Origin of the sequence: Sphingobium sp. WTD-1 (assembly GCF_030128825.1) — a bacterium.
Classification (GTDB): domain Bacteria; phylum Pseudomonadota; class Alphaproteobacteria; order Sphingomonadales; family Sphingomonadaceae; genus Sphingobium.
Window position 1 is genome coordinate 2,702,669 of record NZ_CP119127.1, and the last position, 24,867, is coordinate 2,727,535.

A 24,867-nucleotide genomic window follows, 5' to 3' on the forward strand; every position below is an offset into this window, starting at 1 on the left:
AGGGCTGAAATAGTGGCTCCCCGAGTAGGATTCGAACCTACGGCCATTCGATTAACAGTCGAATGCTCTACCGCTGAGCTATCGGGGAGCAGCCCCGCTTGCGCCGGGCAGGCCGCGCATATGCAGCGGCTTGTTCCAAATGGCAAGCGTGAAATTGCAGAAAATTACGCGATGAATTGTTCGGCCGCGATCCGGTCATCCAGCGTATGTTCGGGGTCGAACAACAGGGTCAGCGGAGTGGCGCGGTCGATCTTGACCTCCACCTGGGCTACGTCGCGGACTTCGCGCTGGTCGGCGACTGCGCTGACTGGGCGTTTGACCGGGTCGAGCACAGTGAAGCGAATCGCCGTGCTTTCCGGCAGGATGGCGCCACGCCAGCGGCGCGGCCGGAACGGGCTGATCGGGGTCAGGGCGACCAGGGCCGAGCCCAGCGGCAGGATCGGGCCGTGGGCGGAAAGATTATAGGCGGTGGACCCGGCCGGGGTGGCCACCAGCACGCCGTCGCACACCAGTTCGGGCAGCACGGGGCGGTCGTTGACTTGCACTTCCAGCTTGGCGGTCTGGCGGGTTTCACGCAGCAGCGACACTTCGTTGATCGCGGGGATCGAGAAACGCTCGCCATCGACCGTATCGACCACCATGCGCAGCGGATTGACCTTGAAGCTCTTGGCCTTCTCCAGCCGCTGTTCCAGTCGTTCCAGCCGCCATTCGTTCATCAGGAAGCCGACAGTGCCAAGGTTCATGCCGAAGACCGGCAATATGCGGCGGGATTCCAGCATGGCGTGCAGTGTCTGCAGCATGAAACCGTCGCCGCCCAGCGCGACGACCGTGTCCGCCTGGTCCAGCGGCACGAAATCATAGGCGGCGCGCAACCGCTCTTCCGCTGCTCGTGCAGCCTGGGTCGGGGACGCGACAAGGGCGCGCCGGGGTTCATGCATCATCCGCCGGTAACGCTCATATGTCTTTTGACGGCAGCCGTCGGAGCGCCGGCGCCGATCCGGAAATCATGGGCTGCCGGCTTGCGCCGCAGCGCGCGATCGACCAGCGGCTCGACCGCTGCCAGTCCGCCGCTTCGCAGAGCTGCCTTGAAATCGACATGGTCGTCATGGCCCAGGCACATGTAGATCTTGCCCTCGCAGGTCATGCGCATGCGGTTGCAGTCGGCGCAGAAATTGCGGGTGAGCGGGGTGATGAGACCTAGCCGAATGCCCAGTCCCTCGACAGCATGGTAGCGCGCCGGGCCACCCGTGCGCGCCGCGATCGGGGTGAGGGCATGATGGGCGTCAATCTGCTGTGCGACATGCGACAGCGGCAGATAATGGTCGGTGCGATCCTCGCCGGTTTCGCCCAGCGGCATGGTCTCGATCAGGGTCAGGTCGAAGCCCTGGTCGTCGCACCAGCGCAGCATCGGCAGGATCTCGTCGGCATTGATATCCTTGAGCGCGACCATGTTGATCTTGATCGCGAGGCCCACGGCGCGCGCGGCATCCAGCCCGCGCAGCACGGCCGTCAGGTCGCCGCCACGGGTGACATGGGCAAAGCGATCGGGTTGCAGGCTGTCGAGGCTGACATTGATGCGGCGGACCCCGGCGTCGTGCAGCGCCTCTGCATGATCGGCCAGGCGCGTGCCGTTGGTCGTCAGCGTCAGTTCCTGGAGGCCGGCGTCCAGATGCCGGCCGATTCGACGGATCAGGTCGATGATGTCGCGGCGCACCAGCGGTTCTCCGCCGGTCAGGCGGATACGGCGCACGCCGCGCGCGATGAAGAGATCGGCGAGGAGCGCGATTTCCTCCAGGGTCAGAACCTGGTTTTTCGGCAGGAACTGCATCCGCTCCGCCATGCAGTAGCGGCAGCGCAGGTCGCAGCGATCCGTAACGGAAATCCGCAGATAATCGATCCGGCGGCCAAGGCCGTCGGTCATGGAAGTTGCGGCAGGATCGACCATGGCCATGCCCCTAGCTAGGCCATGGGCATGGCGGGCGCAAGCTGGCCGGTTGCGGGACGATGAAGAGGTCGGTAACCGATTGCTGTTACAAGGGTGTCATGCGCCTTGTCAGGGAGTCGATAAAAGAGTGAGCGGGCAGGCCGCCCCGGACGGGCAGCGCAGCATCTTCATCCTGTCGCCCGGCGACCGCGACCCCCTGTGTCGTGCCGCGCAGGAGGCGGGCTGGCGCGCGATTGGCGCGCGGCGCGCCACCGATGCGCCGCAACGTTTCCTGCGCAGCGATGCCCAGATCGCGCTGGTCGACATGCGCGGTGGGACGGCGGCCAAGCTGATCGCGCCGCTGGTGCCGGCGGTCGATGCGGGCGGCTGCGCGCTGGTGGTGCTGGTCGATCCGGCGGCGGTCGCGACCCTGCCGCAATTGTTCGACGCCGGCGCGACCCATTTTCTGGTCGCACCTGTGACGCAACCTGTGTTGCAGGCAACGCTTGCATCGGCGCAGCGGCTGGTCGAGCGGCTGGGTGGTGGCGCGATGCAGAGCCAGCGGGCGCAACGCATCCGCCGGGGCGACGCGCTTTACTGGGAGATGGACCGCGACGGTGCCGGGCTGCGGCTGAGTGAAAGCCTGGCCCGCAATCTGGGCATAGAGGCGTGGCAGCCGAGGCCATCGACTTTGATCCACCGGCTGGCGCGCAGTGAACGCAAGGCAGTGCTGAATGCCTTGGAGGGGATGATGCAGTCGGGCCGCCCGGCGGCGTTCGCGCATGCCGTGCCTGGGCGGCCGGGCAATCGCTTGGTCCATCATCTGCGCTTCGTCGATGGGACGGTGGCGGCCGATGTGGAGTGGCTGTCCGACGCGCAGGATCAGGATGTAGCGAGCCGTGACAATCTGACCGGGCTGCGTTCGCGCCAGGCGGCGCTGGACTGGCTGGATCGTCGGTCGGGCCTGCCGACGACGGTGGTGCTGCTGTCGATCAGTCAGTTCGATCGCATGAACGCGGCCTATGGCCAGGTGGTGGGCGACGCGCTGCTGGGACGGATCGCGCGGCGGATCGAACAGATTGTCGACAGTGTCGCGGGCCATGCGATGGTCGCCCGGATCGCCGGTACGGAATTTCTGGTCGGCCTGACCGGCGAGCCGGCGGCGGCGGAGAGGGCGACCTATCTGGCGCGGCAGTTGATCGAAGCAATCAGCCGGCCATTCAGCGCGGGCGACCATCTGATCCGTTTGATTGCCCGTTGCGGCATTGCGCAGGCGCGGGCGGAGGATGATGCGACCCAGTTGCTGCGCCGGGCGGGGGCTGCACTGGCCGACGCACGGCAGGGCGGGGGCGAGGGCATTCGCATCTTTTCCACCGAGAAGCGCAGTCGCCAGCTCGACGCGGACCAGCTGGAAACCGACCTGCGGCTGGCGCTGCACCGGGGCGAGATCGGCATCGTGTTCCAGCCGCAATATCCGGTCTACGACCATCGCATCAGCGGGGTCGAGGCGTTGGCGCGGTGGAACCACCCGATCTATGGTCCGCTGGGGGCCGGCATATTGTTCGGCACGGCGGAACGGTCCGACTATATGCTGCCACTGTCGGCGCATATCCAGGCCGAGGCCTTGCGGCAGGCGGCGGCCTGGCCGAGCGCGCTGTCCAATCTGCGCCTGTCGATCAACGTCACGGCGGCGGATATTTCGCAGCCGGGGTTCATGGCCGATTTCCTGGGCCAGGTAGACCGCAGCGGCTTTCCCCGGTCGCGGCTGACGGTGGAGATTACCGAGAGCGGCCTGATCCAGGATGTCGACGCGGCGGCGGCGCTGCTGACCGCGCTGCGTGCCGAGGGGCTGGCGGTGGCGATCGACGATTTCGGCACCGGCTATTCGAGCCTCGCCTATCTTAAGGGCCTGCCGCTCGATTATCTCAAGATCGACTCCAGCCTGGCCCAGGATATCGCCGGGTCCGCGCGGGACCGGATCATCGTGCGCGGGGTGATCCATATGGCGAAGTCGCTAGGCCTGAACGTGATCGCCGAAGGGGTGGAGACGGAGCAGCAGCTCGACCTGCTGGCACGGGAAGGCTGTGATTATTATCAGGGCTTCCTGCGCTCGGCCGGCGTCTCCTCACCCGAACTCATATCCTTGGTGCTACAGGGCTAAGCCGACCTTTCCGATGAGGGCCGACCCGGCGTGGCGGGCGTTGCGGTCGTTAATGTCGGTGTCGCTGTAGCGCAGTTCCGCCGACCAGCGGCCGCGATACCAGGCGATGGCCGCGCCATAATCCCAATAGTCGCCGCCCGGCCGCAGCCGTTGAGACGCTAACGGATCGCGATCCGACCCGGAACTATGACCGACCCGTGCCGAGGCGGTAAGCGGCGTGCCGGGAATGGCGAAGGACGCGGCCGACGACAGATAGAGGGCGTCGCCGCCGATCGCCGACTGGCGCGGGGCATATTGGGCGCCGATGTCGATGCTGGCGGGGCCGATCAGGAATCCGGCGCCGGCGCCCAATTCGCCATAGCCCTGATGATCGGCGCCGGGGAAGAGATGGTAGCGCGCGTCGAGCGACAGGCGCCAGCCGCCCAGTTGGTGGACATAGGAAGGGCCAAGGTCGATCACGGCGTCGGCGCCGCCATGGCGATCGCTGCCCCAGAGGCTGGTGGCGGCGCCATCCAGCGACAGGCCCTGCGCGACCGGCACGGACAAGGTGCCGCGTAGCACCGGATCGCCGTCGCTCCAGCTGAGACCGCGGCGGCGTTCGTCACTGGCGACCTCGACCGTGGCGCTGGGGCCGCTGGCATATTGGGCGGCGGCCGGCAGGGCATGGAGGGCGAGGCCAAGCCCGCCCAGCCATGCCATCGTCGTGGCGCGATCAGTTCGACGCAAGAGCGCGCACCGAGTCCAGTTCGGCCAGCAGCGGCGCGCGATCGGCCTCTGCAACGGCGATCAGGTGCGCCTCGATCTTTTCCTGATACTGGGCCATGTTGCGTTCGCCGGATTGACGACCGGGGGTGCAGGCGCCAGCCTCGCTACCCGAAAAACGCTTGTCGCTCGACACAGTGCGGGCGAGTGCCGGGCCATGATCCAGCTTGCGGTCGACGACGATCGTCGCGGTCCACTGGCAGCGCTGGCTGTCCATCCGGTTGGGTGTCTTGGCGCCGACCGTCTTGGTGCGGATGTCGGCACGGGCGGTGTAGGTGGCACCGACCTGATTGCCGTGATGCTCGACCGACACATTGTGAGTCGCGGCGGCGGCAAGCGCCATAAGGATCAAACTCATTTCATTCTCCTGCTGTGACGCCACGCTTTGTTGCCCGGTCGTCACAGTGGCATGTAGGTTTCGACTGTTGCTGCTTCTTTTCTGGTTGATGATGAATGGCGACATGAGGGGCAGATACGCAGGGTTTTGGGTCACGACAGGGTCATGGTGACGCGTCAGCCGCGAAGTTCACACCGTTCTTGCCCCGTATTTCTGGCCGATTTCGCGAGAAAGGTCATGGCAACGCGCCACGCAAGCGACAGCGACGCGCCAATTGGGTGTCAGTGACGCGACGGTTGGGGCACGGTGACGCGTCATCCAGGTCATCAGGACGCGACAGTTGGGGCATGATCTCATGCGGTGGGTGAGGCGTGGAGGCAGATGGCGTCATCCGACAGGATAGAGCAGAGAAAGTCCAAATAGGAAAGAAGAGGTTGCTGAACGTTTCTGCCGGCTATTGGCACTTGCAAGCCCGCGTCGATCCGCCACTATGAACTTGGGGAATGCAGGAGGAATATCATCATGTTCGCCCTTTTGCTTCTGTTGCAGGCGGCATCGCCCGATATCGTCGTGACGGGCCAGCGGCTGGTGGAGGAGCAGGCGAAATGCGCGCGCGGCGAATGTACGCTGCTGCGCGATGCGCAGGCGACGATCGCCCTGGCCGAACAGCAGTTCCGCAATGGCGAATATGTGCAGGCCAAGGGGCTGCTGGCCGCAGCGATCAGCCGCAACAAGGACAGAGGCGCGGAGGCGCCGCGTGCGGTGGCCGCCATCTATGAAGCGATGGCGACGGTGTCGCTGCATGAGGGCGACCAGGATGATTATCGCCGCGCGGTGGCGGGACAGGTGAAGACGCTGCGAGACAATCTGCCGGCGGATGATGTGGCGGTGCAGGCATCGGCCACGGCGCTGGGCGACATGTGGATCAAGCTGGGCCGCTATCGTCAGGCGGAATCGACCTTTCGGGGGATAGAAGAGCAGGCGCTGGCCGAAGGGCAGGCTTATCCGGCGATGATGGCCGGGATGAAGCGGGTGTGGCTGGCCGGCGCGCTGGGCAAGATGCGCGATGCGCGCGCGATGCTGGACGCGCTGGAGCGGCGGCCGATCGCGCAGGAACCGGGCTTTCGCACCGCCTTGCGCGTGGTGCGTCTGCGGCTGGCGGTGCGGGCCGGCGACGATGCGGAAATCACCCGGCTGGCCGGAACGATCGGTACGGACCAGGGCGGGCCGCCGGTGCTGATCTGGCAGCCATCCTATCCAGGCAGTGCGGCGGTCGAGGCGAATAATAGTGCCCGGACCTTTGATCTGGTGGATGCGGTGCCGGTCAATTCGTCCGATCTGGCCAGCATCCAGTGGGTGGATGTGGGTTTCTGGATCCGGCCGGATGGGCATACCGAGGAAGCGGAGATATTGCGCGGCTCGCGATCGCCCGCCTGGGCGCCGGCGATCCTGAAGCAGGTAGCGGGGCGACGCTATGCGGCGCGCGCGAAAGCGGGAGAGGGGGATGCATCCGGCAGCTATCGGATCGAGCGTGTCACGCCCAAATATCAATATGTGGTTCCCAAGGGATCGGTGATCCGGCGTCGGGTTCCGGCAGCGGGTTTCGAGATACTGGACCTGACCGCATCGGAAGCGGCGATGCCGCCGCCCGGCGAATAAGGCCGGGCGGGGGCATAGCGGTTCGTGTGACGAGGTAGCTGACAGAAAGGAAGGAATCATCATGTTCGCCCTTTTGCTTCTGTTGCAGGCGGCATCGCCCGATATCGTCGTGACGGGCCAGAGGCTGGTGGAGGAGCAGGCGAAATGCGCGCGCGGCGAATGTACGCCGCTGCGCGATGCGCAGGCGACGATCGCCCTGGCCGAACAGCAGTTCCGCAATGGCGAATATGTGCAGGCCAAGGGGCTGCTGGCCGCAGCGATCAGCCGCAACAAGGACAGAGGCGCGGAGGCGCCGCGTGCGGTGGCCGCCATCTATGAAGCGATGGCGACGGTGTCGCTGCATGAGGGCGACCAGGATGATTATCGCCGCGCGGTGGCGGGACAGGTGAAGACGCTGCGCGACAATCTGCCGGCGGATGATGTGGCGGTGCAGGCATCGGCCACGGCGCTGGGCGACATGTGGATCAAGCTGGGCCGCTATCGTCAGGCGGAATCGACCTTTCGGGGGATAGAAGAGCAGGCGCTGGCCGAAGGGCGCGCCTATCCGGCGATGATGGCCGGGATGAAGCGGGTATGGCTGGCCAGCGCGCTGGGCAAGGCGCGTGAAGCGAACACGATGCTGGATGCATTGGAGCAGCGGCCGATTGCGCAGGAACCGGGATTTCGCACCGCTCTGCGCGTGGTGCGCCTGCGGCTGGCGGTGCGAGCCGGGAATGATGCGGAAATCACCCGGCTGGCCGGAACCCTCGCTGCGGACCAGGGCGGGCCGCCGGTCCTGGTCTGGCAACCGCCCTATCCGGGGGATGCGATGGCCGAGGCCAGCAATAATGTGCGGGCCTTTGGCGGCGTCGATGTGACGTCGGTCCGATCCACCGATGTGGCGAGCATCCAGTGGGTGGATGTGGGCTTCTGGGTTCGACCAGATGGGCATACCGAGGAAGCGGAAATCTTGCGCGGGTCGCGCGCCCCTGCCTGGGCGCCGGCGATCCTGAAACAGGTTGAGGGCCGGCGCTATGCGGCGAATGCCGAGGTTGGCGAGGAAAATGCGCCTGGCAGCTATCGGATCGAGCGGGTGACCCGCAAGAACCTATATGCGACCCCCATCGGATCGAATATCCGGCGTCGGGTTCCGGCAGCGGGTTTCGAGATACTGGACCTGACCGCATCGGAGGCCGCCATGCCCCCGCCGGGCGAATGAGGCGGAGGCAACAGCGCAAAGCGCTTTCCACGCCTGGGGTCAGGCTCTAAAGGCCCGCGCTCATCATTTTTCGAGACGGGAAGCCAGCGATGATTCAACCGGGTACGACGTTCAAGGACAATCTTCAGCTGCTGCCGCCGATCGACGGCATTGCCCGCATCGACCTGAAGGATGCGAGCGGCGCGGTCGTCGCCAGCATCGAGAACCAGCCGGGCAAGCAGGGCTCGCTGGCGGTTTATCATTATCTGCAGCAGGTGTTCGGCACGCTGGATGCAACGGCGGCGAAGCATGGACTGGCGGTGTTTGCCGAACATACGGCCGATGCCCGCAACCGGCCGGGCGCGCACCCCAATGTCGATCGGCTGATCGCGATCATGGAAGGTGGCGATGCGCTGGCGATCGGGGTGGTTGCGGGCTGAACAAGGCGGGTAAATCATTGCCTCGACGCGCCATTTCTTTTGCCGCTGTCGGGACATGACGCAGTATCTGCAAAGTCGGGAGGGGGAAATCGGATGAGGACAGGCTGCCCCTCACCCTCCCACGTCTGCGGCGCGGGCCCCTCCCTTTCCCGTTCACGGGAGAGGGGAATTGGCAATGGCGGGGATGGGTGGTTAGCGGACTGCCCGCTTCTAGTCAGATATCTTAACTATCAGACGCTGACATGTCGTCAGAATAGAGGTTTGGAAATTGCTTTCTCTGGCCTTCTGCCGATTGACACTTTGCCGGTCGCTGACGGCCTATTAGTCAATGCTCGCGCTGAGGGTTGCCGTTCCGCCCAAACGTAAAGCGCTTTCAACCCCGCGAGCGAAGCGCTCGACGTCCGAATAAACACACAAAAAGTCGGTAGAGACTTTCCTGCTCCGGTTGTCGTCTGCTGCCAAGCACGCCTGCACACGTAGGCTGCCGCGTCGGTCTGCTGGTTCGATGGTCAGCACCAGCAAGGGACCATCTTGGAACTCTTCCCCAATTGTCAAGGCGATGGGGTCTGAAATCGGGAAACTGGCAAGCCTGTCAAGAAAATCGTTAATTTGATCCGGGGAGGTGACATACCCAGTTTCGCCCGAAAAGCCGTTGGCGGTGACGGTCGCGCTGAATTGGCTTAGGTCATCTCCACCTTCAAACCATAGAATGAATTTGCTCTGATCGGACATGCATCGTGGTTAGCGCAGACAACAACAACTCACCATCGATTATGTCCGTTACCGTCCCATGGCCAATAACAGGCGTTTGCCGTCAGCGTCTCCTTGGCACCGCGCATTTTCGAATAACTGACCGATTTTGGTCGTTTTTAACCGTCATGCCAGCGAAGGCTGGCATCTCAGGCGGAGGCGCAAAACGGTAGGACTGAGCGCTTTCCCAAGCCTATCTCGCCACCGCCTGAGACGCCAGCCTTCGCTGGGGTGACGGAAGAAGGATGGCCGCTTTCGAACGATAGCGTTGCGCCCGTAGCCGTCCACAAATGGTCGGAAGCCGCCCTATCCACATCCGTCATGCCGGGCTTGACCCGCCATCCCGCTTTTCTTCGTCGCCCCAGAAAAGTGAGACCCCGGCTCAAGGCCGGGGTGATAGCCGCAGATAATGGTCGTTTTCTCCCCGCAGGAGAGGGGCAGGATGCGGCTTCACCCCGCCGCCTTGGCCAGCCCCTTCGACAGTTGCAGTGCGCCGTTGAGGCGGGCAGCGGGGTCGGGCCAGGCGCGGGTGACGACGACCTTGCTGTCCGGGCGCAGGCGGGCGACGCCGTCGAGGCGCTGGACATAGGCGACCAGGCCCGCCGGGTTGGGGAAGCGATCCTCGAAGAAGCTGACCAGTGCGCCCTTCGGCCCGACATCGATCTTGGCGATATTGGCCTTGAGGCAATTCTGCTTGATCTCGATGATCTTGAGCAGGTTCTGGGTCGGCGCGGGCAGCTTGCCGAAGCGGTCGATCAGTTCGGCGGCGAAGGCCTCCAGCCCCTGGCGGTCCTCCAGTTCGTTGATGCGGCGATAGAGCCCCATGCGCAGGTCCAGGTCTGGCACGAATTCTTCCGGGATCATGATCGGCGCGTCGACGCTGATCTGGGGCGAGAAGCTGTCACGGCGCGCTTCGAGGCCGGCGCCGCCGGCCTTGGCGTCCATGATCGCGTCCTCCAGCATCGACTGGTAGAGTTCGAAGCCGACTTCCTTGATATGGCCCGACTGTTCGTCGCCGACGAGGTTGCCGGCGCCGCGAATGTCGAGATCGTGGCTGGCAAGCTGGAAGCCGGCGCCCAGCGTATCGAGATCGGACAGCACCTTGAGCCGCTTTTCCGCCGTTTCGGTGATGATGCGGTTGGCGGGCGTGGTGAAATAGGCATAGGCGCGCGTCTTCGACCGGCCGACGCGGCCGCGCAGCTGATAGAGCTGGGCAAGGCCGAAGCGGTCGGCGCGGTGGATGATGAGGGTGTTGGCGCTGGGAATGTCGAGGCCGGATTCCACGATGGTGGTGGAGAGCAGCACGTCATAGCGCTTGTCGTAGAAGGCGGACATGCGCTCCTCGACGTCGGTGGCGCTCATCTGGCCATGGGCGACGATCGGCTTCACCTCGGGCACTTCGGTGCGCAGGAATTCCTCGACCTCGGTCAGGTCGGAGATGCGCGGCACGACGAAGAAGCTCTGGCCGCCGCGATAATGTTCGCGCAGCAGCGCCTCGCGGATGACGACGCCGTCCCAGGGCATGATGTAGGTGCGCACCGCCAGGCGATCGACCGGCGGGGTCTGGATGACCGAGAGTTCGCGCAGGCCCGACATCGCCATCTGGAGCGTGCGCGGGATCGGGGTGGCGGTGAGGGTGAGGACATGGACGTCGGTCTTCAGGGACTTGAGGCGTTCCTTGTGGGTGACGCCGAAACGCTGTTCCTCGTCGACGATGACGAGGCCGAGGCGCTTGAACTCCAGCCCCTTGGCGAGCAGAGCGTGGGTGCCCACGACAATGTCGATCGTGCCGTCGGCGAGGCCCGCCTTGGTCGCCTTCGCCTCCTTGTCGGGGACGAGGCGGGAGAGGCGGGCGATTTCCAGCGGGAAACCGCGGAAGCGCTCGACGAAATTCATATGGTGCTGGCGCGCGAGCAGGGTGGTGGGGCAGATCACCACCACCTGCATCCCGGCCATCGCGGCGACGAAGGCGGCGCGGAGAGCTACTTCGGTCTTGCCGAAGCCGACATCGCCGCAAACCAGGCGGTCCATCGGGCGGCCGGCGCCGAGGTCTTCGATGACATCGCCGATCGCGCGGTCCTGATCATCGGTTTCCTGATAGGGGAAGCGGTCGACGAAGGCGGGATAGCCGGCGGCGTCGGGTTCGGCGATTTCGGCCGGGCGCAGGGCGCGTTGGGCGGCGGTCTTGAGCAGTTCGCCCGCAATCTCGCGGATCCGCTCCTTCATCCGCGCCTTGCGTCGCTGCCAGGCCTCGCCGCCCAGCTTGTCGAGGCTCACGCCCTCGCTGTCGGAGCCGTAGCGGGAGAGGACTTCGAGATTTTCGACCGGCACATAGAGCTTGTCGCCGCCGGCATAGGAGAGGGCGACGCAGTCATGCGCGGTCTTGCTGACCGGAATCTGCGTCAACCCCTCATAGCGGCCGATGCCATGGTCCATATGAACGACCAGGTCGCCGGGGGAGAGGGTGGCGAGTTCGGCGAGGAAGGCGTCGGCGCTCTTCTTGCGCTTGGCGCGGCGGACCAGGCGATCGCCCAGCATATCCTGTTCGGTGAGGACGGCGACGTCGGGCGCGGTGAAGCCATGGTCGAGGCCGAGGACGGTGAGGACGGCGCTGCCGCCCGTCGCGGTGCCGAGTGCCTCCTGCCAGCTGTCGGCAGCGGCGAGGCGGGCGACGCCATGATCGGCGAGCAGGCCCGACAGGCGCTCGCGTGCGCCGGCCGAATAGCTGGCGATCACCACCTTCTTCTTCGTGCGGCGCAGCGCGTCGATATGCTTGCCGACCGCCTCATAGACATTGGCGTTCTGCGCGCGTTCCGGCGCGAAATCGCGCGGGCCGTCGACGGCGAAATCGAGCACGGTGGCGCTTTCGGGCTCGTGGAAGGGGGTGGTGGCGTGCATCGGCCAGCTGGCGGCGGCGGCGTCCCACTCGGCGGCGTCGAGATAGAGAGCTTCAGGCTTCAGCGGGCGATAGGCGCCGGGATCGGCCGATTTCGCGGCGATGCGGTTGGCATGATAGTCGCGGATCGCCTCGAACCGGGCGTCGGCCGCGCCGACCACGCCATGGTCGCGGATGATGATCGCGTCGTCGCCCAGATGATCGGTCAGCGGAACCAGCTTTTCCTCGAACAAGGGCAGCCAATGTTCCATGCCGGCGAGGCGCCGACCCTCGCTCACCGCCTGATAGAGCGGGTCGCCGGTCGCGGTCGCGCCGAAGGTTTCGCGATAGCGGCCGCGGAAGCGCTTGATCGTGTCTTCATCCAGCAGCGCTTCGGATGCAGGAAGCAGGGTGAAGCCGTCGACGCTGCCGGTGGTGCGCTGGTCGGTCGGGTCGAAGCGGCGCACCGTCTCGATCTCGTCACCGAAGAAGTCGAGCCGCAGCGGCTGGTCCTCGCCGCCGGGGAACAGGTCGACGATGCCGCCGCGAATGGCGAACTCGCCGCGATCATGCACCGTGTCGGTGCGGACATAGCCGTTCGATTGCAGCATGTCGGCGAGGCGCGTGATCGCGATCCGCTCCTTGGGGGCAAGGCGCGCGACCAGTTGGCGGACGCGAAACGGGGTGAGGGTGCGCTGGGTCAGGGCGTTGAGGGTGGTGAGGACCAGTTGCGGTCCCTTTGGTTTTGCCTGGAGCGCATGAAGGCCGGCGAGGCGCGCCGACGCGGTGCGCAGCGAGGGACTGGCCCGGTCATAGGGCAGGCAGTCCCAGGCGGGAATTTCGATGAGCTCGATCTCTGGCGCGAAATAATGGGCGGTGTCGGCGACCGCGCGCATCAGTTGCTCGTCGGAGGCGACGAAGACGGCGCGTGTCGCATCCGAACCATGGGCGGCGCGGGCAATGTCCGCCAGCAGCCAGGGCTGGAAGCCGGCCGGCACGCCGGACAGAGTGAGCGGCGCCTTCGCCTTCAGGATTTTCTGGAGATCGGTCATTGTCGTCTCTGTTCCCCTCCCGCAAGCGGGAGGGGCTAGGGGTGGGCAAATGCAACAGAGGTGGCGCAGGCCTACCCCCTAACCCCCTCCCGCTTGCGGGAGGGGGAACTTGTCAGTTTTCGATCTTGACGAAATCGAGCTTCAGGAACTGGTCCATCATCGGGCCCTTCCATTCTTCCGGCACGGGGATGGTGCCGAGCGCCCAGCCGATGATGTCGGCATCCTGTTCGTCCATGAAGCGTTCGAACCAGGCGATCTGTTCGTCGTTCCAGCTCGCATGATAGCGTTCGAAGAAGCCGCCGACCGTATAATCCGCCTCGCGCGTGCCCCGGTGCCAGGCGCGGAATTTCAGGCGACGCATCAGCGGGTTGTCGTTCACAATTTGTTCCTTTAACGGACGTGCCGAAACAGCCGATCGGATATTTGAATGACCGTCCCGGCTGGAATGGGGCCTGACCATCCCCGAACTGCTCGTCATTGCGAGCGTAGCGAAGCAATCCACCGGTCAGGCATGGATTGCTTCGCTACGCTCGCAATGACGTTCACACAGGAACGATCACGCGTTACAGCCGTCAGATAGCCATGCGACCCGATATTCTCAATCCGCTCTTTGCCGAAATCTCTGCGCTCAAGGGCATTGGCCCGGCGCTGGCCCGTCCGCTCGAACGGCTGGGGCTGGCGCGGGCGGTCGATGTCGCCTTCCATCTGCCGGTCAATTATGTCGACCGGAAACTGATCGACGAACTGGACATGGCCGACGCCGGCAAGGTGATCGGCATCATGCTGACCCCGGTCGATTATCGCGCCAGCGGCAATGTGCGCGCGCCGTTCCGGGTGCAGGCAGTGGACGCCCATGGCAACGCCGTCTCCCTTGTCTATTTCGGCCGCAACAGTGCCTGGCCGCGCAAGCTGCTGCCGCTCAACGAACCCAAGTTCGTGTCGGGCAAGCTGGAGGCCTATGGCGACAATCTCCAGATGGTCCATCCCGACTATGTGCTGCCGCCCGAGGAGGCCGACACCGTGCCGGCGCGCGAGAGCGTCTATGGCCTGTCGGAAGGGCTGACCAACAACCGGATGCGCGACCTGGTGGGGCAGGCGCTGGCCCGCGCGCCCGAACTGCCCGAATGGATCGAGCCGAGCCTGCTGGCGCAGAAGGGCTGGCCGGCCTGGCGCGCGGCGCTGGAGCGTTTCCATGCCGATCCCACCGACGCGCAGGCGCGCGAGCGGCTGGCCTATGACGAGATTTTCGCCGGGCAACTGGCGCTGATGCTGGTGCGGCAATCGTCGCGGCGGCGGCGCGGCGTGCCGATCAGCGGGGATGGGCGGCTGCGCGCGATGCTGAAGCTGCCTTTTGCGCCGACCGGTGCGCAGCGCCGCGCGATCGGCGAGATTGAGGGCGACATGGCGCAGGCGACCCCGATGTTGCGGCTGCTGCAGGGCGATGTCGGATCGGGCAAGACGCTGGTGGCGCTGATGGCGCTGCTGAACGCGGTCGAGGCCGGGATGCAGGGGGCGATGCTGGCGCCGACCGAAATCCTTGCGCGGCAGCATTATGAGACGCTGCGGAAAATGGCGTCGGGCCTGCCGATCGAGATCGCGATCCTGACCGGACGCGAGAAGGGGAAGGTGCGCGAGGCGACGCTGATGGGGCTGGCCGATGGCAGCATCCACATCCTAGTCGGCACGCACGCGATCTTTCAGGAGAAGGTGCTGTATAGGGCGCTGGGGCTGGCCGTGATCGACGAGCAGCATCGGTTCGGTGTGGCGCAGCGGATGATGCTGGCGAGCAAGGCCGAGCGATCGCCGCATCTGCTGGTGATGACGGCGACGCCGATCCCGCGCACGCTGACCCTGACCTATTATGGCGAGATGGACGTGTCGCGGCTGGACGAGATGCCGCCGGGCCGTCAGCCGATCCAGACGCTGGTGATGTCCGCCAACCGGCTGGACGAGGTGGTCGAGGGGCTGGCCCGCCATGTCGAGGGCGGCGGGCAGGCCTATTGGGTGTGCCCGCTGGTCGAGGAAAGCGAAACGAGCGACCAGGCGGCGGCCGAGATGCGCGCCGAGACGCTGCGCCAGCGCTTCGGCGATCGGGTGGGGCTGGTCCATGGCAAGATGAAGGGGGCGGACAAGGATGCGGCGATGGAGGCCTTTGCCGCCAACCGCACCCAGATATTGGTGGCGACCACGGTGATCGAGGTCGGCGTCGACGTGCCCAATAGCAGCCTGATCGTGATCGAGGGGGCGGAGCGCTTTGGCCTCGCCCAGTTGCACCAGTTGCGCGGTCGGGTGGGAAGGGGCGACAAGCCGTCGGTCTGCCTGCTGCTGCGCGGCAATGCGCTGGGCGAGACGTCGCGGGCGCGGCTGGCGCTGATGCGCGAGACCAATGACGGTTTCCGCATCGCCGAGGAGGATCTGAAGCTGCGCGGCGCGGGCGAGGTACTGGGCACGCGCCAGTCGGGCGAGGCGGAACTGAAGATCGCGACGCCCGAACATGTGTCGGCATTGGTGGACGCGGCGCGCGACGACGCCCATCTGCTGATCGACCGCGACGGCGGGCTGGACAGCGAACGCGGACAGGCAGCGCGCACCTGCCTCTATCTGTTCGAGAAGGATGCGGCGGTGGGATTACTGCGTGGGGGGTAGGTTTGACCGCAATCAGGCCAGTGTGGCCACTTTGTGGAACCCGATGCTGAGCGAATTTTCAATTCTCTGTGGAAATTCCATCTTTGTCTGTCAGGTAAAATGCAATTGCCAATCTTGCGCGGAGTGCCTGGTTGCTGATCCTTATTTTTATGTTGCCGGCTAAGGATCTGCATGCGGTGGCATTGTTTTTTAGAGTTTTTAGCATTTTATTTTCAGCGTCGCTGCTGAATTTTGTCATGAAAATTCGAAATATCTCGCCTGAATTTTTACGCACTTCGCATTCGCTGAAGACATTCAGCAACATGCCTTCCCGGCCGTCATTATTCCCCCACGCCAATGCCATTTCTATGTCGGTAACGGGTTTCGCATCCTGCAGGTTCGGAACCGGCCTGGACGCATATTTATCCTTCAATAGTGCTTCGGACAACGCGCCTCGGAAGTTCCAATAATCCCAATTGCCAGATTGATCGCAGCCGGACCGGGGAACGACCGATTCAAGCTCTTTGTAGATTAGGCCTGGCCCGTCCCAACTGACCCAAGCCCTCATTCGCTCGGCATCATATTGAACCAGACATTCGGCAAAAATGCCTAACGAATTGGAGGCGCGCGCGTCACTGGCTGAAATCGAAAATCCGAAAATGATGATGAGCATGTAAAAGATGGTTTTCATGACACAATCTCCATCATCGGTTCATCCATTTGCGCGATACTTTTAATAATAGGAAGGGCCTGCCAAACGTCATTCGACAACAATGAAAGGAAATTTCGGAAGGCAATAGGGTATCTAAAAACCCTGCTGCACCTGCGAAACAAAATGTGGGGCGGTCGCGTTGCCCTTGGCATGACCGACATCAGCCTGACCTATATCACGCCGATGGCCGCCCTTTCGATCGCGCTGTCGGTGGTCGTCGCTTTCGCCGTTCATGGCGCGCTTTACTGGATTGCAGTGCGGATCGTCCGCCGGGCGCGGATCGAGCCTCTGTTGTTGCCGGCCATCTTCCAGCCAACGCGCTGGCTGGTGGTGCTGCTGGCGCTGGGGGCGGGGCTCAAGTCGATCGAGATGGGGCCGCGGATCGAGGATATCTGGTCGATCGGGGCAAGGATGGTGTTTGCGCTGTTGGTCGGATGGCTGGTGTTTCGCGCGATGCGGGCGGGCAAGGCGATGCTGGAGGCGCGTGCCGACATCAGCGTCGAGGATAATCTGAAGGCGCGGCGGCAGCGCACCAAGATCAGCATCCTCTATCGCATCTGCCAGTGCATCGTCGGCTTCTTCGTGATCGCGATGATGCTGATCGCCATTCCGGGCGTGCGGACGATCGGCGTGTCGCTGATGGCATCGGCAGGCCTCGCCGCGCTGGCGGTGGGCGCGGCGGCGCAACCGGCGCTCAAGAATCTGATCGCCGGCATCCAAATGGCCTTTTCCGAGCCGATCCGGCTGGACGATGTCGTCATCATCGAAGGGGAATGGGGGCGGATCGAGGAGATCAGGCTGACCTATGTGATCGTGCGCATCTGGGACGATAGGCGCATGGTGGTGCCGGTGTCCTATTTTCTGGAAAAGCCCTTCCAGAACTGGACCACGAAGACATCGGACCTGCTGGGCACCGTCTTCCTCTATGTCGATCCGACCGCCGATATCGAGCGGATCCGCGCGCGCTTCGTCGAGGCGGTGAAGGCGAACGGGCGCTGGGACGGACGGGTGGCGATCCTGCAGGTGACCGATCACCGTGCCGATGCGCTGGAGCTGCGCGGGCTGTTGTCGGCGCGCAATGCCGGGATCGCCTTCGACCTGCGCTGCGAGGTGCGGGAGGCTATGCTGACCTTCCTGCGGACCGACATGCCCGAGGCGCTGGTACGTGGGCGTCAGACGCTGGAGAGGGATGAGGCCTTTACCAGGCGGTCCGGCGTGGTGGGATGAGCGCCATCATGGCGTCATAGCCGGCAGTCGGAACTGGCTCGGCAAATTCGAGGCCGATGCGGCCTTCCTCGCTCCAACGGACGAGGGCGCGACGATCCTTGAGCACCGGCAGCCAGATCAGCACCCGGCCGCTCAGCGTGAGCAACTCTTCCGTGCGGCACATCAGGCCGAGCGGCGAGATGTTGATGATCCGCACGCCATGGGTGCGGCCTTCTGCAGTGATGTGGCTGACCATGTCGACCAGGTCGCGCGCCGCCCGCCGCTGATCGACGGACGGGTCGCGCGACCGCATGACATGGCCAAGATTGGCGAAAACCGAGGAGGACATGGGTTTCAGCCTAGCGGGCGGAAAGTGGAGGCTTTCCTACCTGTTAGCGTTAACTGGGCTGAAACCCTGTTTGTCCTCAGGCGGTGACCAGACCGTGCTTCTTGGCGCCAAAGCTGAGCTTGTCGCCGGCCTTGAGCGTGACGGCCGGGTCGGTGACGACTGCGCCATTCACCTTGATCGCGCCCTCGGCCAGCTTGCGGCGGACTTCCTTGTTGGAGGTCGCAAAACCAAGGCCGGTGGTCGCCTGGATGACGGTCAGCCCCTCGGCGCCCAGCGCAACGGTGGGCAGGTTGGCGTCCGACGCGCCTTCCTCGAAGGTCTTGCGCGCGGTTTCGGCGGCCAGAGCGGCGGCTTCGATGCCACGGCAGAGCGCGGTGGCCTCGTTCGCCAGGATCTTCTTGGCCTCGTTGATCTCCGCGCCCTGCAGCGCGGCGAGGCGGTTGACCTCGTCCATCGGCAGATCGGTGAACAGGCGCAGCCGGTTGAATACGTCGGCATCGGCGGTGTTGCGCCAGAACTGCCAATAATCATAGTCGGACAGCTGATCCTGGTTCAGCCAGACGGCGCCGCCCACGGTCTTGCCCATCTTGGTGCCGTCGGCATTGGTCAGCAGCGGCGTGGTGAGGCCGAACACCTGCGTGCCGTCCACGCGGCGGGCCAGTTCGACGCCGTTGACGATATTGCCCCACTGGTCCGATCCGCCCATCTGCAGGCGGCAATCGCTGCGGCGCGACAGCTCCAGGAAGTCATAGGCCTGGAGGATCATGTAGTTGAATTCGAGGAAGCTGAGCGACTGCTCGCGATCGAGGCGCAGCTTCACGCTGTCGAAGCTCAGCATCCGGTTGACGGAGAAATGCTGGCCGATGTCGCGCAGGAACGGGATATATTCGAGCTTGTCGAGCCAGTCGGCATTGTCGACCATGATCGCGTCGGTCGGGCCGTCGCCGAAGGTCAGGAAGCGTTCGAACACGCGCTTGATGCTGGCGACATTTTCCTGGATCAGGTCGACGGTCAGCAGCTTGCGCGCCTCATCCTTGAAGCTGGGATCGCCGATCTTGCCGGTGCCGCCGCCCATCAGGACGATCGGCTTGTGACCTGCCTTCTGCAGCTGGCGCAGCATCATGATCGACACGAGGTGGCCGACATGAAGCGACGGCGCAGTCGGGTCGAAGCCGATATAGCCCGGCACCACCTGTTTGGCGGCCATGGCATCAAGCCCTTCCGCGTCGGTCAGCTGGTGGATGTAGCCGCGTGCTTCGAGCAGGCGGAGGAGATCGGACTGATAGTTGCTCATGACGCGCGCCTGTAGCATTGGGGCAGCAACTGGAAAAGAGGCGGAGTTTTCGATCATGTTGGCAATCGGTCTGATGTCCGGCACCTCGCGCGACGGGATTGACGCCGCGCTGATCGAGACGGACGGCAAGGGCCAGGCCGAGGCAATCATTTTCCACGCCCAGCCCTACAGCGATGATTTTCGCGAGCGTCTGGCTGCCGCCTGTGCGCGGGCGATGGCGATGGAGGCGCCGGGTGATGACCCCCTGATCCGCGCGGTGGAGATGGACCTCACCAATTTCCATATCGATGCGATTGCCGACATGCTGGGCCGCAGCGGCCATGTGGCGGAGGATATCGGGGTGATCGGCTTCCATGGTCATACCGTTGCCCACCGACCCGAGCGGCGCTGGACCTGGCAGATTGGCGACGGCGCGGTGCTGGCGGGCGCGTTCGGCATTCCCGTGGTCGCCGACCTGCGCAGTGCTGATGTGCGCGCGGGCGGGCAGGGGGCGCCGTTGATGCCGGTCTATCATCGGGCATTGTCCGATGGTCTGGCCAAGCCGGTCGGCATCCTCAACCTGGGTGGGGTGGCGAACATCACCGCGATCGGATCGGACGGCAGCCTGGTTGCCTTCGACACCGGCATGGCGAGCGGCCTGATCGACAACTGGATGCAGGCGCATGGGGATGCCGCCTATGATGCGGGCGGCGCGACCGCCGCGCAGGGCCAGGTGGACGAAGTGCGGCTGGCGGCGATGATGGCCGATCCCTGGTTCGCCGCGCCGCCGCCCAAGAGCATCGACCGCGAGGCCTTCACCATCGCGCCGGTCGAGGGATTGTCGCTTGCGGATGGGGCGGCGACACTGACCGCCTTTTCCGCGCAGGCGGTGGCGCGCGGTGTTGACCATCTGCCCGAACGGCCGGCGCGCATCTATGTGGCGGGGGGCGGGCGTCATAATGCGACGCTGATGGCGATGCTGGCGTCGCGGACCTGCGCCGATGTCCGGTCGGTGGACGAACTGGGCTGGGATGGCGACGCGCTGGAGGCGCAAGGCTTTGCCTATATGGCGGTGCGGCACCTCAATGGCCTGCCGATCAGCTTTCCCGGCACCACCGGCGCACCGGAACCGATGACCGGCGGCGTGCTGTTCCAGCCCTGAAAAAGGGGGATGGGGCGGCCGGGCGCCGCCCCTGATCCTTATTGGCGCAGACGCTCGATCGCCTGGGCAAGGGCGACATAGAGCTTGCCCATGTCGGACGAGAGGATGGCGACGCCCAGAGCATTGCCATCGCGCGCCGACAGGATGATCCGCAGCATCGCCTCGAAATCGTGGATGTAGCGGTTCACATGCTCGCGGAAATCGGCGTCATTGTCGTAATGGAGCGCGATTTCGCGAGACTCGCCGGCGTCGAGCAGCTTGACCGCGCGACGGGTGAAGACGCCGCGATCGCCCTTGAGATAGGCCGACCAGTTGGTGTCGGTCACATCGTTGGACAGGATCTTGGCGACGTCGATCGCGGTGCTGTTGAGCGATTCGATCAGCAGGGCGGAGCGGCGCGAGAAATGGTCGCGGTCGCGTTCCTCGGCGGCGCGACCGCCTTCCTCGATCCGCTGTTCCAGCACGGCGCTGGTATCGGCGATCGTCATCAACTGGCGGGTCAGCCGGTCCGAGGCATTGTGCGCGGCGCGCACGGCCTCTTCCGCGACATCGGCCAGCTTCTCGATCTGGGCCGAAACCTGATCGCCGACCGCCTGCTGCATCGCCTGCTCGCTGGCTTCGGCCAGGTTCTGCACCGCGTCGGGGATGGCCCGGCCGAGCGCCTGACGGGCGCGCTCGGCGGCCTGTTCGGCGGTGTCCTTGACGCGGAGCAGCGCGGTGATGAGCAGCGGGCCGGCACCTTCGGTGATGCGGGTCGTGTCCTCATGCGCGGCGTCGAGCGCGGTGCGTAGCTTTTCCACCAGTTCGCGGTTGGATTCGATGCCGCTCTGGGTGCTTTCGAGCCATTCGGAGAGACGGCGACCCTGGCCGCGCAGCATCTCCTCGGCTTCCTGGGTGCGGCCGACCAGCGCTTCCGAAATGGCTTCCAGCCGTTCCAGCTCGGGCGTCGCGGCGCCCAGCATGGCGCGGCTGGTTTCCAGTCGGGCGTCGAAGCGGGCGAGCGCGCCGGGGTAGGTTTCGTCCAGTTCGCGTACGCTGGAGTCGAGCGCGACCATCAGCGTTTCGGCATTGCCGATCAGCTTTTCGGCGGTGGTGCCGCCGTCATGCAGCGCCGTGTCGATCCGGCGGGTTTCCTCGGTCAGGCGGGTCAGCGCGTCGGTCAGCTTCTGGCTGCGGGCGAGGGCATTATCCTCCAGCGCGGCAAAGCGGGCCTCGGCCTGGTCGATCGTCTGGTTGAGCGTGCCGTGCAGCCCGGCCATCAGGCTGCGCTGTCCTTCGACCAGATCGTTAATCTGGTGCAGGCGGCTTTCGACTTCGCCAATATCGTCGGCAAGGCCGGCGACGGTATCGGTGCCGATCGCGGCGATGCTGTCGCGCGAGCGGGTGATGAGGCTGTCGAGCGCACCGGCCTGATCGCGCAGCCCGGCATCGGTCAGAGCGAGCGTTTCGCGGGCCTGAAGCAGGGTGGCGTCGAGCCGCTGGCGCAGATCGTCCTCGATCGAGCCGAGATCCTGACCCAGCGCAGCGAGCGCATTCTGGCTGGTGGCGGTGATGCTGGCCTGGGCACGGGCGACCAGCGCCTCCAGCGTGGCGCGCTGGGTCGAAAGTCCTTCCTGCGCGCGCTCCATCGTGTCGCGCACCTGATCCATCGAGGTTTCGAGGCGACCGCGCAGCGATGCCTCGACCAGATCGAGATCCTGGGTGAGGGCGCGGACCGCGCCGTCGCTGGTTTCGCCGAGCGACAGGGCGACGCGGCTGACCAGCGCCTCCAGCGCGGCCGACTGCGTATCGATATCCTGCCGGGTCTGCTCCATCGCGGCCCGCGCGCTCTGCGCCGATGTCTCGATCCGCCCGGCGGCGATGTCGGCCAGGCCGTTCACCTCGTCGGTGGCGCTGCGGGTCGTCTCCTGCAACTGGCCAAGCTGGCTCGACAGGCTCTTGGTCGCGGACAGGGTGCGGGTGCGGGTGTCGTCGGACAGTTCGCCCAGCGCGTGGAGACGCGCTTCGAGCGTGTCGATCCGTTCGGCCAGCGCATGGCCATTGTCCATGATCTGCGCGGCCATGCGCACGGATCGTTCTTCGAGCTGCGGCATGGCGGCGATCAGCGCGTCCATCCGTGCGACCAGGGCGGTGCCGGCCCGCTCGGCGCTTTCGGCGCGATCGGCGGTGGTCTGGGCGCGGCCGGCGATCAGTTCGGCCGATGCCTCCATATTGCTGCTGGCGGCGGCGCCATAGCTGTCGAGCAGTTCGGCCTGATCCTGCATCGTCTGGCGTGCGGATTCGAGCCGGTCGGCGATCCGGCCGAGGCGCAGTTCGAGCAGTTCGGCCTCGGTCCGCAGCGCATGGGCGGTATCGAGATAGCGGCGGGATTCGGCGCGGCTGTTACGCACGATCAGCAGATAGGCGATGCCGAGCAGGCTGATCGGCACCAGCAGCGTGGCGACGAGCGCGGGCCAGGCGGCCGGGCCGGCCCGCCACTGATCCGATACGATCGTTGCCCAGAGCGCGAAGCCGAGCCAGAGCGCGGCCAGCAGGCCGAGCCCGATCCGGGCATTGCGCACCAGCTTTTCGCCTTCCCCCTGCGCGTCGTCAGGGGCATCATCAATGTCCAGTACGGCCTGCTTCAATAGCAGGATGTCATCCGCGGCCGGCGCGTTGCCGGTCGCGTTTCCCTCGTCTCGCCAGAATTCGACGATTGTGCTGCCCCCATTCATGGGTGTGATCCTATCATCTTTTCCGTCTGCGCAAATGCCTTGTTACCAAAACTTAACGCAATTTCGATAGCTTCCGTCCCCATGTCCTATGATCCTGGCGCTCTTAATGCGGCATTGGCCGCCGCCGTCGGCGAAGACGCGGTGCTGATCGCCGATCTGCGCGTGGCTTTCCTTGAAAGCGCAGAGCGCCATCTCGACCTGATGAGCCGGGCGCGCTGCGACGCCAATTGGGAATTGGCGGCCTGGCGTTTGAAAGGTCTGGCGGCGAGTTTCGGCCTGACCAGCCTGATGGCGCTGGCGGACGAGGCGGTCGAGGCCGCGCCGGGCGATCCGCGCGTCTTGCAGCGTTTGCGCAGCACGATCGCGCTGTTGCAGCAGGGCTGACCGACGGCTTGAAACCGGCGATTTGAAAGCACCTGCTTGCGCTGCGTCGTTCGGCTTGCAAGAAGATCGTCGCAATCAAAACGGGTCGGTTTCCAGACAATATGACATTCGCGGCCATTCTCAGTGCCAGCCGGGCTTCAAGTGATTCGCCTGCAGCGCTTCGCGCTACCCTGCATTTCGCCGGCCAGACGCTGGTCGAATATCAGGCGCGACAGGCGGTCCGGGCCGGTGCGGACCGGATCATGATCCTGGTCAGCGTCATCACGCCGGCCATTTCGCAGGCGGTCGATCGGCTGAGCGCGGACGGCATTGCGGTCGCCCTGATCCGCGACATGGTGTCGATGGTGCGCGATGCGCCACGCGATGCCGATGTGCTACTGGTGGCCGATGGCGCGGTGGTGGCACAGGGCCATTATGATGCGCTGGCGGGGCAGGCGGGCAATGCTTTGCTTGTCACCGACGACAGCCGCGCCAGCGCGCCGTTCGAGCGCATTGACGCAGGCCAGCGCTGGGCCGGGCTGGCGCGGATCAATCCGGCGCTGCTGTTCGGCACGCTGGACATGATCGGCGACTGGGATCTGGCGCTGACGCTGGTGCGATCGGCGGTGCAGGGCGGTGCGGTGCGAATCACCGTGCCGCAGGATGATCTGCTGGAAGGCCGAGTCGCGCTGGTCGACGGGCAGGAACAGGCGGACCTGGCCGCGCAGGCGGTGATGTCGACCGGGACGCGGTCGGGATCGTCCAGCCGCGGCGGGATCGAACATTATCTGTTCGGGCCGCTGGCCCGGCTGCTCGGCCCAGCGCTGATGCGCAGCCAGGTGCCGGCAATGCAGGTGCGGATCGGTTCGATCGCGCTGGCCGGCATTGCGCTGATGCCGCTGGAACTGGGCTGGCCGGGCGCCGGGCTCAGCCTGTTGCTGCTCGCCCTGCTGCTGGCGGAATTGGCCGATCGGCTCGATGAAATGGCGCTGCGCCGGCCGCCGAGCGGCTGGATCGCCTTTCTGGCGCCGGGGCTGGCGCTGATCGGGGTGATGCTGTCGGGCAGCGGGATGGTGCCAAACTATCTGGCGCTGCTGTTGGGCATCATCACGGTTGCCGATCGCTGGCGCCGGACCGGGGCAGCGCGCCCCTGGATGATCTTCACGCCGGGCACCGCGCTTTCGGTGCTGCTGGCAGCCCTGCTGACGGGCGCGGAGGCACTTGGTTTCGACGTTGCGATGCTTGCGGCAATCGGATCAATCGGGGCGATCATCCTGTCGCGTCGGGGCGGATGATTTTTGTCGCTCCGCGACGCGTGAATTTGCT

The 24,867-nt window shown here is 65.2% G+C and carries 20 protein-coding genes and 1 tRNA gene; 9 read left to right on the forward strand and 12 right to left on the reverse strand.

Annotated features, from left to right (window positions below; genetic code table 11):
- Nucleotides 1–13: 13 nt before the first annotated feature.
- From N6H05_RS13490 to moaA, 3 genes are all read right to left on the reverse strand, one after another.
- Nucleotides 14–88: transfer RNA gene (locus N6H05_RS13490), tRNA-Asn, on the reverse strand.
- A 76-nt stretch (nt 89–164) separates the two neighbouring features.
- Nucleotides 165–941, reverse strand: a complete 777-nt coding sequence (locus tag N6H05_RS13495) for an NAD kinase (protein WP_284109970.1) — start codon at nt 939–941, stop codon at nt 165–167.
- Nucleotides 938–1,951 (reverse strand): GTP 3',8-cyclase MoaA, encoded by a 1,014-nt coding sequence (moaA, locus tag N6H05_RS13500; protein ID WP_284109971.1) that lies wholly within the window; start codon nt 1,949–1,951, stop codon nt 938–940. Before moaA ends, N6H05_RS13495 begins: the two co-directional genes overlap by 4 nt.
- 121 nt (nt 1,952–2,072) lie before the next feature.
- Between moaA and N6H05_RS13505 the strand changes: the two genes are divergently transcribed.
- Complete coding sequence (locus N6H05_RS13505) at nt 2,073–4,085, forward strand: putative bifunctional diguanylate cyclase/phosphodiesterase (RefSeq protein ID WP_284109972.1); 2,013 nt, start codon at nt 2,073–2,075, stop codon at nt 4,083–4,085.
- On the opposite strand, the gene N6H05_RS13510 is transcribed toward N6H05_RS13505, so the two are convergent.
- Both N6H05_RS13510 and N6H05_RS13515 read right to left on the reverse strand, forming a co-directional pair.
- The gene (locus N6H05_RS13510) at nt 4,074–4,811 is read right to left on the reverse strand and encodes a TorF family putative porin (protein ID WP_284109973.1); all 738 of its coding nucleotides are present in this window, start codon (nt 4,809–4,811) and stop codon (nt 4,074–4,076) included. The two genes, N6H05_RS13505 and N6H05_RS13510, sit on opposite strands and share 12 nt — an antisense overlap.
- Nucleotides 4,798–5,205: a hypothetical protein gene (locus N6H05_RS13515; protein WP_284109974.1), complete on the reverse strand. Its 408-nt coding sequence runs from the start codon at nt 5,203–5,205 to the stop codon at nt 4,798–4,800. Before N6H05_RS13515 ends, N6H05_RS13510 begins: the two co-directional genes overlap by 14 nt.
- Before the next feature lie 501 nt (nt 5,206–5,706).
- Between N6H05_RS13515 and N6H05_RS13520 the strand changes: the two genes are divergently transcribed.
- The 3 genes from N6H05_RS13520 (at nt 5,707) to N6H05_RS13530 (ending at nt 8,460) form a co-directional block, all read left to right on the forward strand.
- Nucleotides 5,707–6,843: a tetratricopeptide repeat protein gene (locus tag N6H05_RS13520; protein ID WP_284109975.1), complete on the forward strand. Its 1,137-nt coding sequence runs from the start codon at nt 5,707–5,709 to the stop codon at nt 6,841–6,843.
- Nucleotides 6,844–6,904: 61 nt separating this feature from the next.
- Nucleotides 6,905–8,041, forward strand: coding sequence for a tetratricopeptide repeat protein (locus tag N6H05_RS13525; protein WP_284109976.1), 1,137 nt, complete (start codon nt 6,905–6,907; stop codon nt 8,039–8,041).
- 89 nt (nt 8,042–8,130) lie between these two features.
- Nucleotides 8,131–8,460, forward strand: a complete 330-nt coding sequence (locus N6H05_RS13530; protein WP_284109977.1) for a DUF2322 family protein — start codon at nt 8,131–8,133, stop codon at nt 8,458–8,460.
- A 321-nt stretch (nt 8,461–8,781) separates the two neighbouring features.
- Here N6H05_RS13530 and N6H05_RS13535 read toward each other — a convergent pair whose 3' ends face one another.
- From N6H05_RS13535 to N6H05_RS13545, 3 genes are all read right to left on the reverse strand, one after another.
- Nucleotides 8,782–9,192 (reverse strand): hypothetical protein, encoded by a 411-nt coding sequence (locus N6H05_RS13535; RefSeq protein ID WP_284109978.1) that lies wholly within the window; start codon nt 9,190–9,192, stop codon nt 8,782–8,784.
- A 468-nt stretch (nt 9,193–9,660) separates the two neighbouring features.
- A complete protein-coding gene (gene mfd / locus N6H05_RS13540; RefSeq protein WP_284109979.1) occupies nt 9,661–13,137 on the reverse strand; it encodes a transcription-repair coupling factor in 3,477 nt (1,158 codons plus the stop codon).
- Between the two features lie 112 nt (nt 13,138–13,249).
- Nucleotides 13,250–13,516: a succinate dehydrogenase assembly factor 2 gene (locus N6H05_RS13545; RefSeq protein ID WP_284109980.1), complete on the reverse strand. Its 267-nt coding sequence runs from the start codon at nt 13,514–13,516 to the stop codon at nt 13,250–13,252.
- A 203-nt stretch (nt 13,517–13,719) separates the two neighbouring features.
- Here N6H05_RS13545 and recG point away from each other — a divergent pair, with 203 nt between their 5' ends.
- Nucleotides 13,720–15,783, forward strand: coding sequence for an ATP-dependent DNA helicase RecG (gene recG, locus N6H05_RS13550; RefSeq protein ID WP_284109981.1), 2,064 nt, complete (start codon nt 13,720–13,722; stop codon nt 15,781–15,783).
- A gap of 58 nt (nt 15,784–15,841) precedes the next feature.
- Here the strand turns inward: recG and N6H05_RS13555 are convergent, their stop codons facing one another.
- The gene (locus N6H05_RS13555) at nt 15,842–16,453 is read right to left on the reverse strand and encodes a hypothetical protein (protein WP_284109982.1); all 612 of its coding nucleotides are present in this window, start codon (nt 16,451–16,453) and stop codon (nt 15,842–15,844) included.
- A gap of 144 nt (nt 16,454–16,597) precedes the next feature.
- On the opposite strand from N6H05_RS13555, the gene N6H05_RS13560 reads away from it, so the two are divergent.
- Complete coding sequence (locus N6H05_RS13560; RefSeq protein ID WP_349666189.1) at nt 16,598–17,701, forward strand: mechanosensitive ion channel family protein; 1,104 nt, start codon at nt 16,598–16,600, stop codon at nt 17,699–17,701.
- On the opposite strand, the gene N6H05_RS13565 is transcribed toward N6H05_RS13560, so the two are convergent.
- Both N6H05_RS13565 and tyrS read right to left on the reverse strand, forming a co-directional pair.
- On the reverse strand, nt 17,673–18,029 hold the full coding sequence (locus N6H05_RS13565; protein ID WP_284109984.1) for a PilZ domain-containing protein: 357 nt from the start codon (nt 18,027–18,029) through the stop codon (nt 17,673–17,675). The two genes, N6H05_RS13560 and N6H05_RS13565, sit on opposite strands and share 29 nt — an antisense overlap.
- A gap of 76 nt (nt 18,030–18,105) precedes the next feature.
- A complete protein-coding gene (gene tyrS / locus N6H05_RS13570) occupies nt 18,106–19,323 on the reverse strand; it encodes a tyrosine--tRNA ligase (protein WP_284109985.1) in 1,218 nt (405 codons plus the stop codon).
- 55 nt (nt 19,324–19,378) lie between these two features.
- On the opposite strand from tyrS, the gene N6H05_RS13575 reads away from it, so the two are divergent.
- Nucleotides 19,379–20,464, forward strand: a complete 1,086-nt coding sequence (locus tag N6H05_RS13575; protein WP_284109986.1) for an anhydro-N-acetylmuramic acid kinase — start codon at nt 19,379–19,381, stop codon at nt 20,462–20,464.
- 38 nt (nt 20,465–20,502) lie between these two features.
- Here N6H05_RS13575 and N6H05_RS13580 read toward each other — a convergent pair whose 3' ends face one another.
- Nucleotides 20,503–23,178: a coiled-coil domain-containing protein gene (locus tag N6H05_RS13580; RefSeq protein WP_284109987.1), complete on the reverse strand. Its 2,676-nt coding sequence runs from the start codon at nt 23,176–23,178 to the stop codon at nt 20,503–20,505.
- A gap of 81 nt (nt 23,179–23,259) precedes the next feature.
- Between N6H05_RS13580 and N6H05_RS13585 the strand changes: the two genes are divergently transcribed.
- Nucleotides 23,260–23,562 (forward strand): Hpt domain-containing protein, encoded by a 303-nt coding sequence (locus tag N6H05_RS13585; protein ID WP_185705118.1) that lies wholly within the window; start codon nt 23,260–23,262, stop codon nt 23,560–23,562.
- A 101-nt stretch (nt 23,563–23,663) separates the two neighbouring features.
- Entirely contained in the window at nt 23,664–24,836 is a 1,173-nt protein-coding gene (locus N6H05_RS13590) for a hypothetical protein (RefSeq protein ID WP_284109988.1), read from the forward strand.
- Nucleotides 24,837–24,867 lie beyond the last annotated feature (31 nt).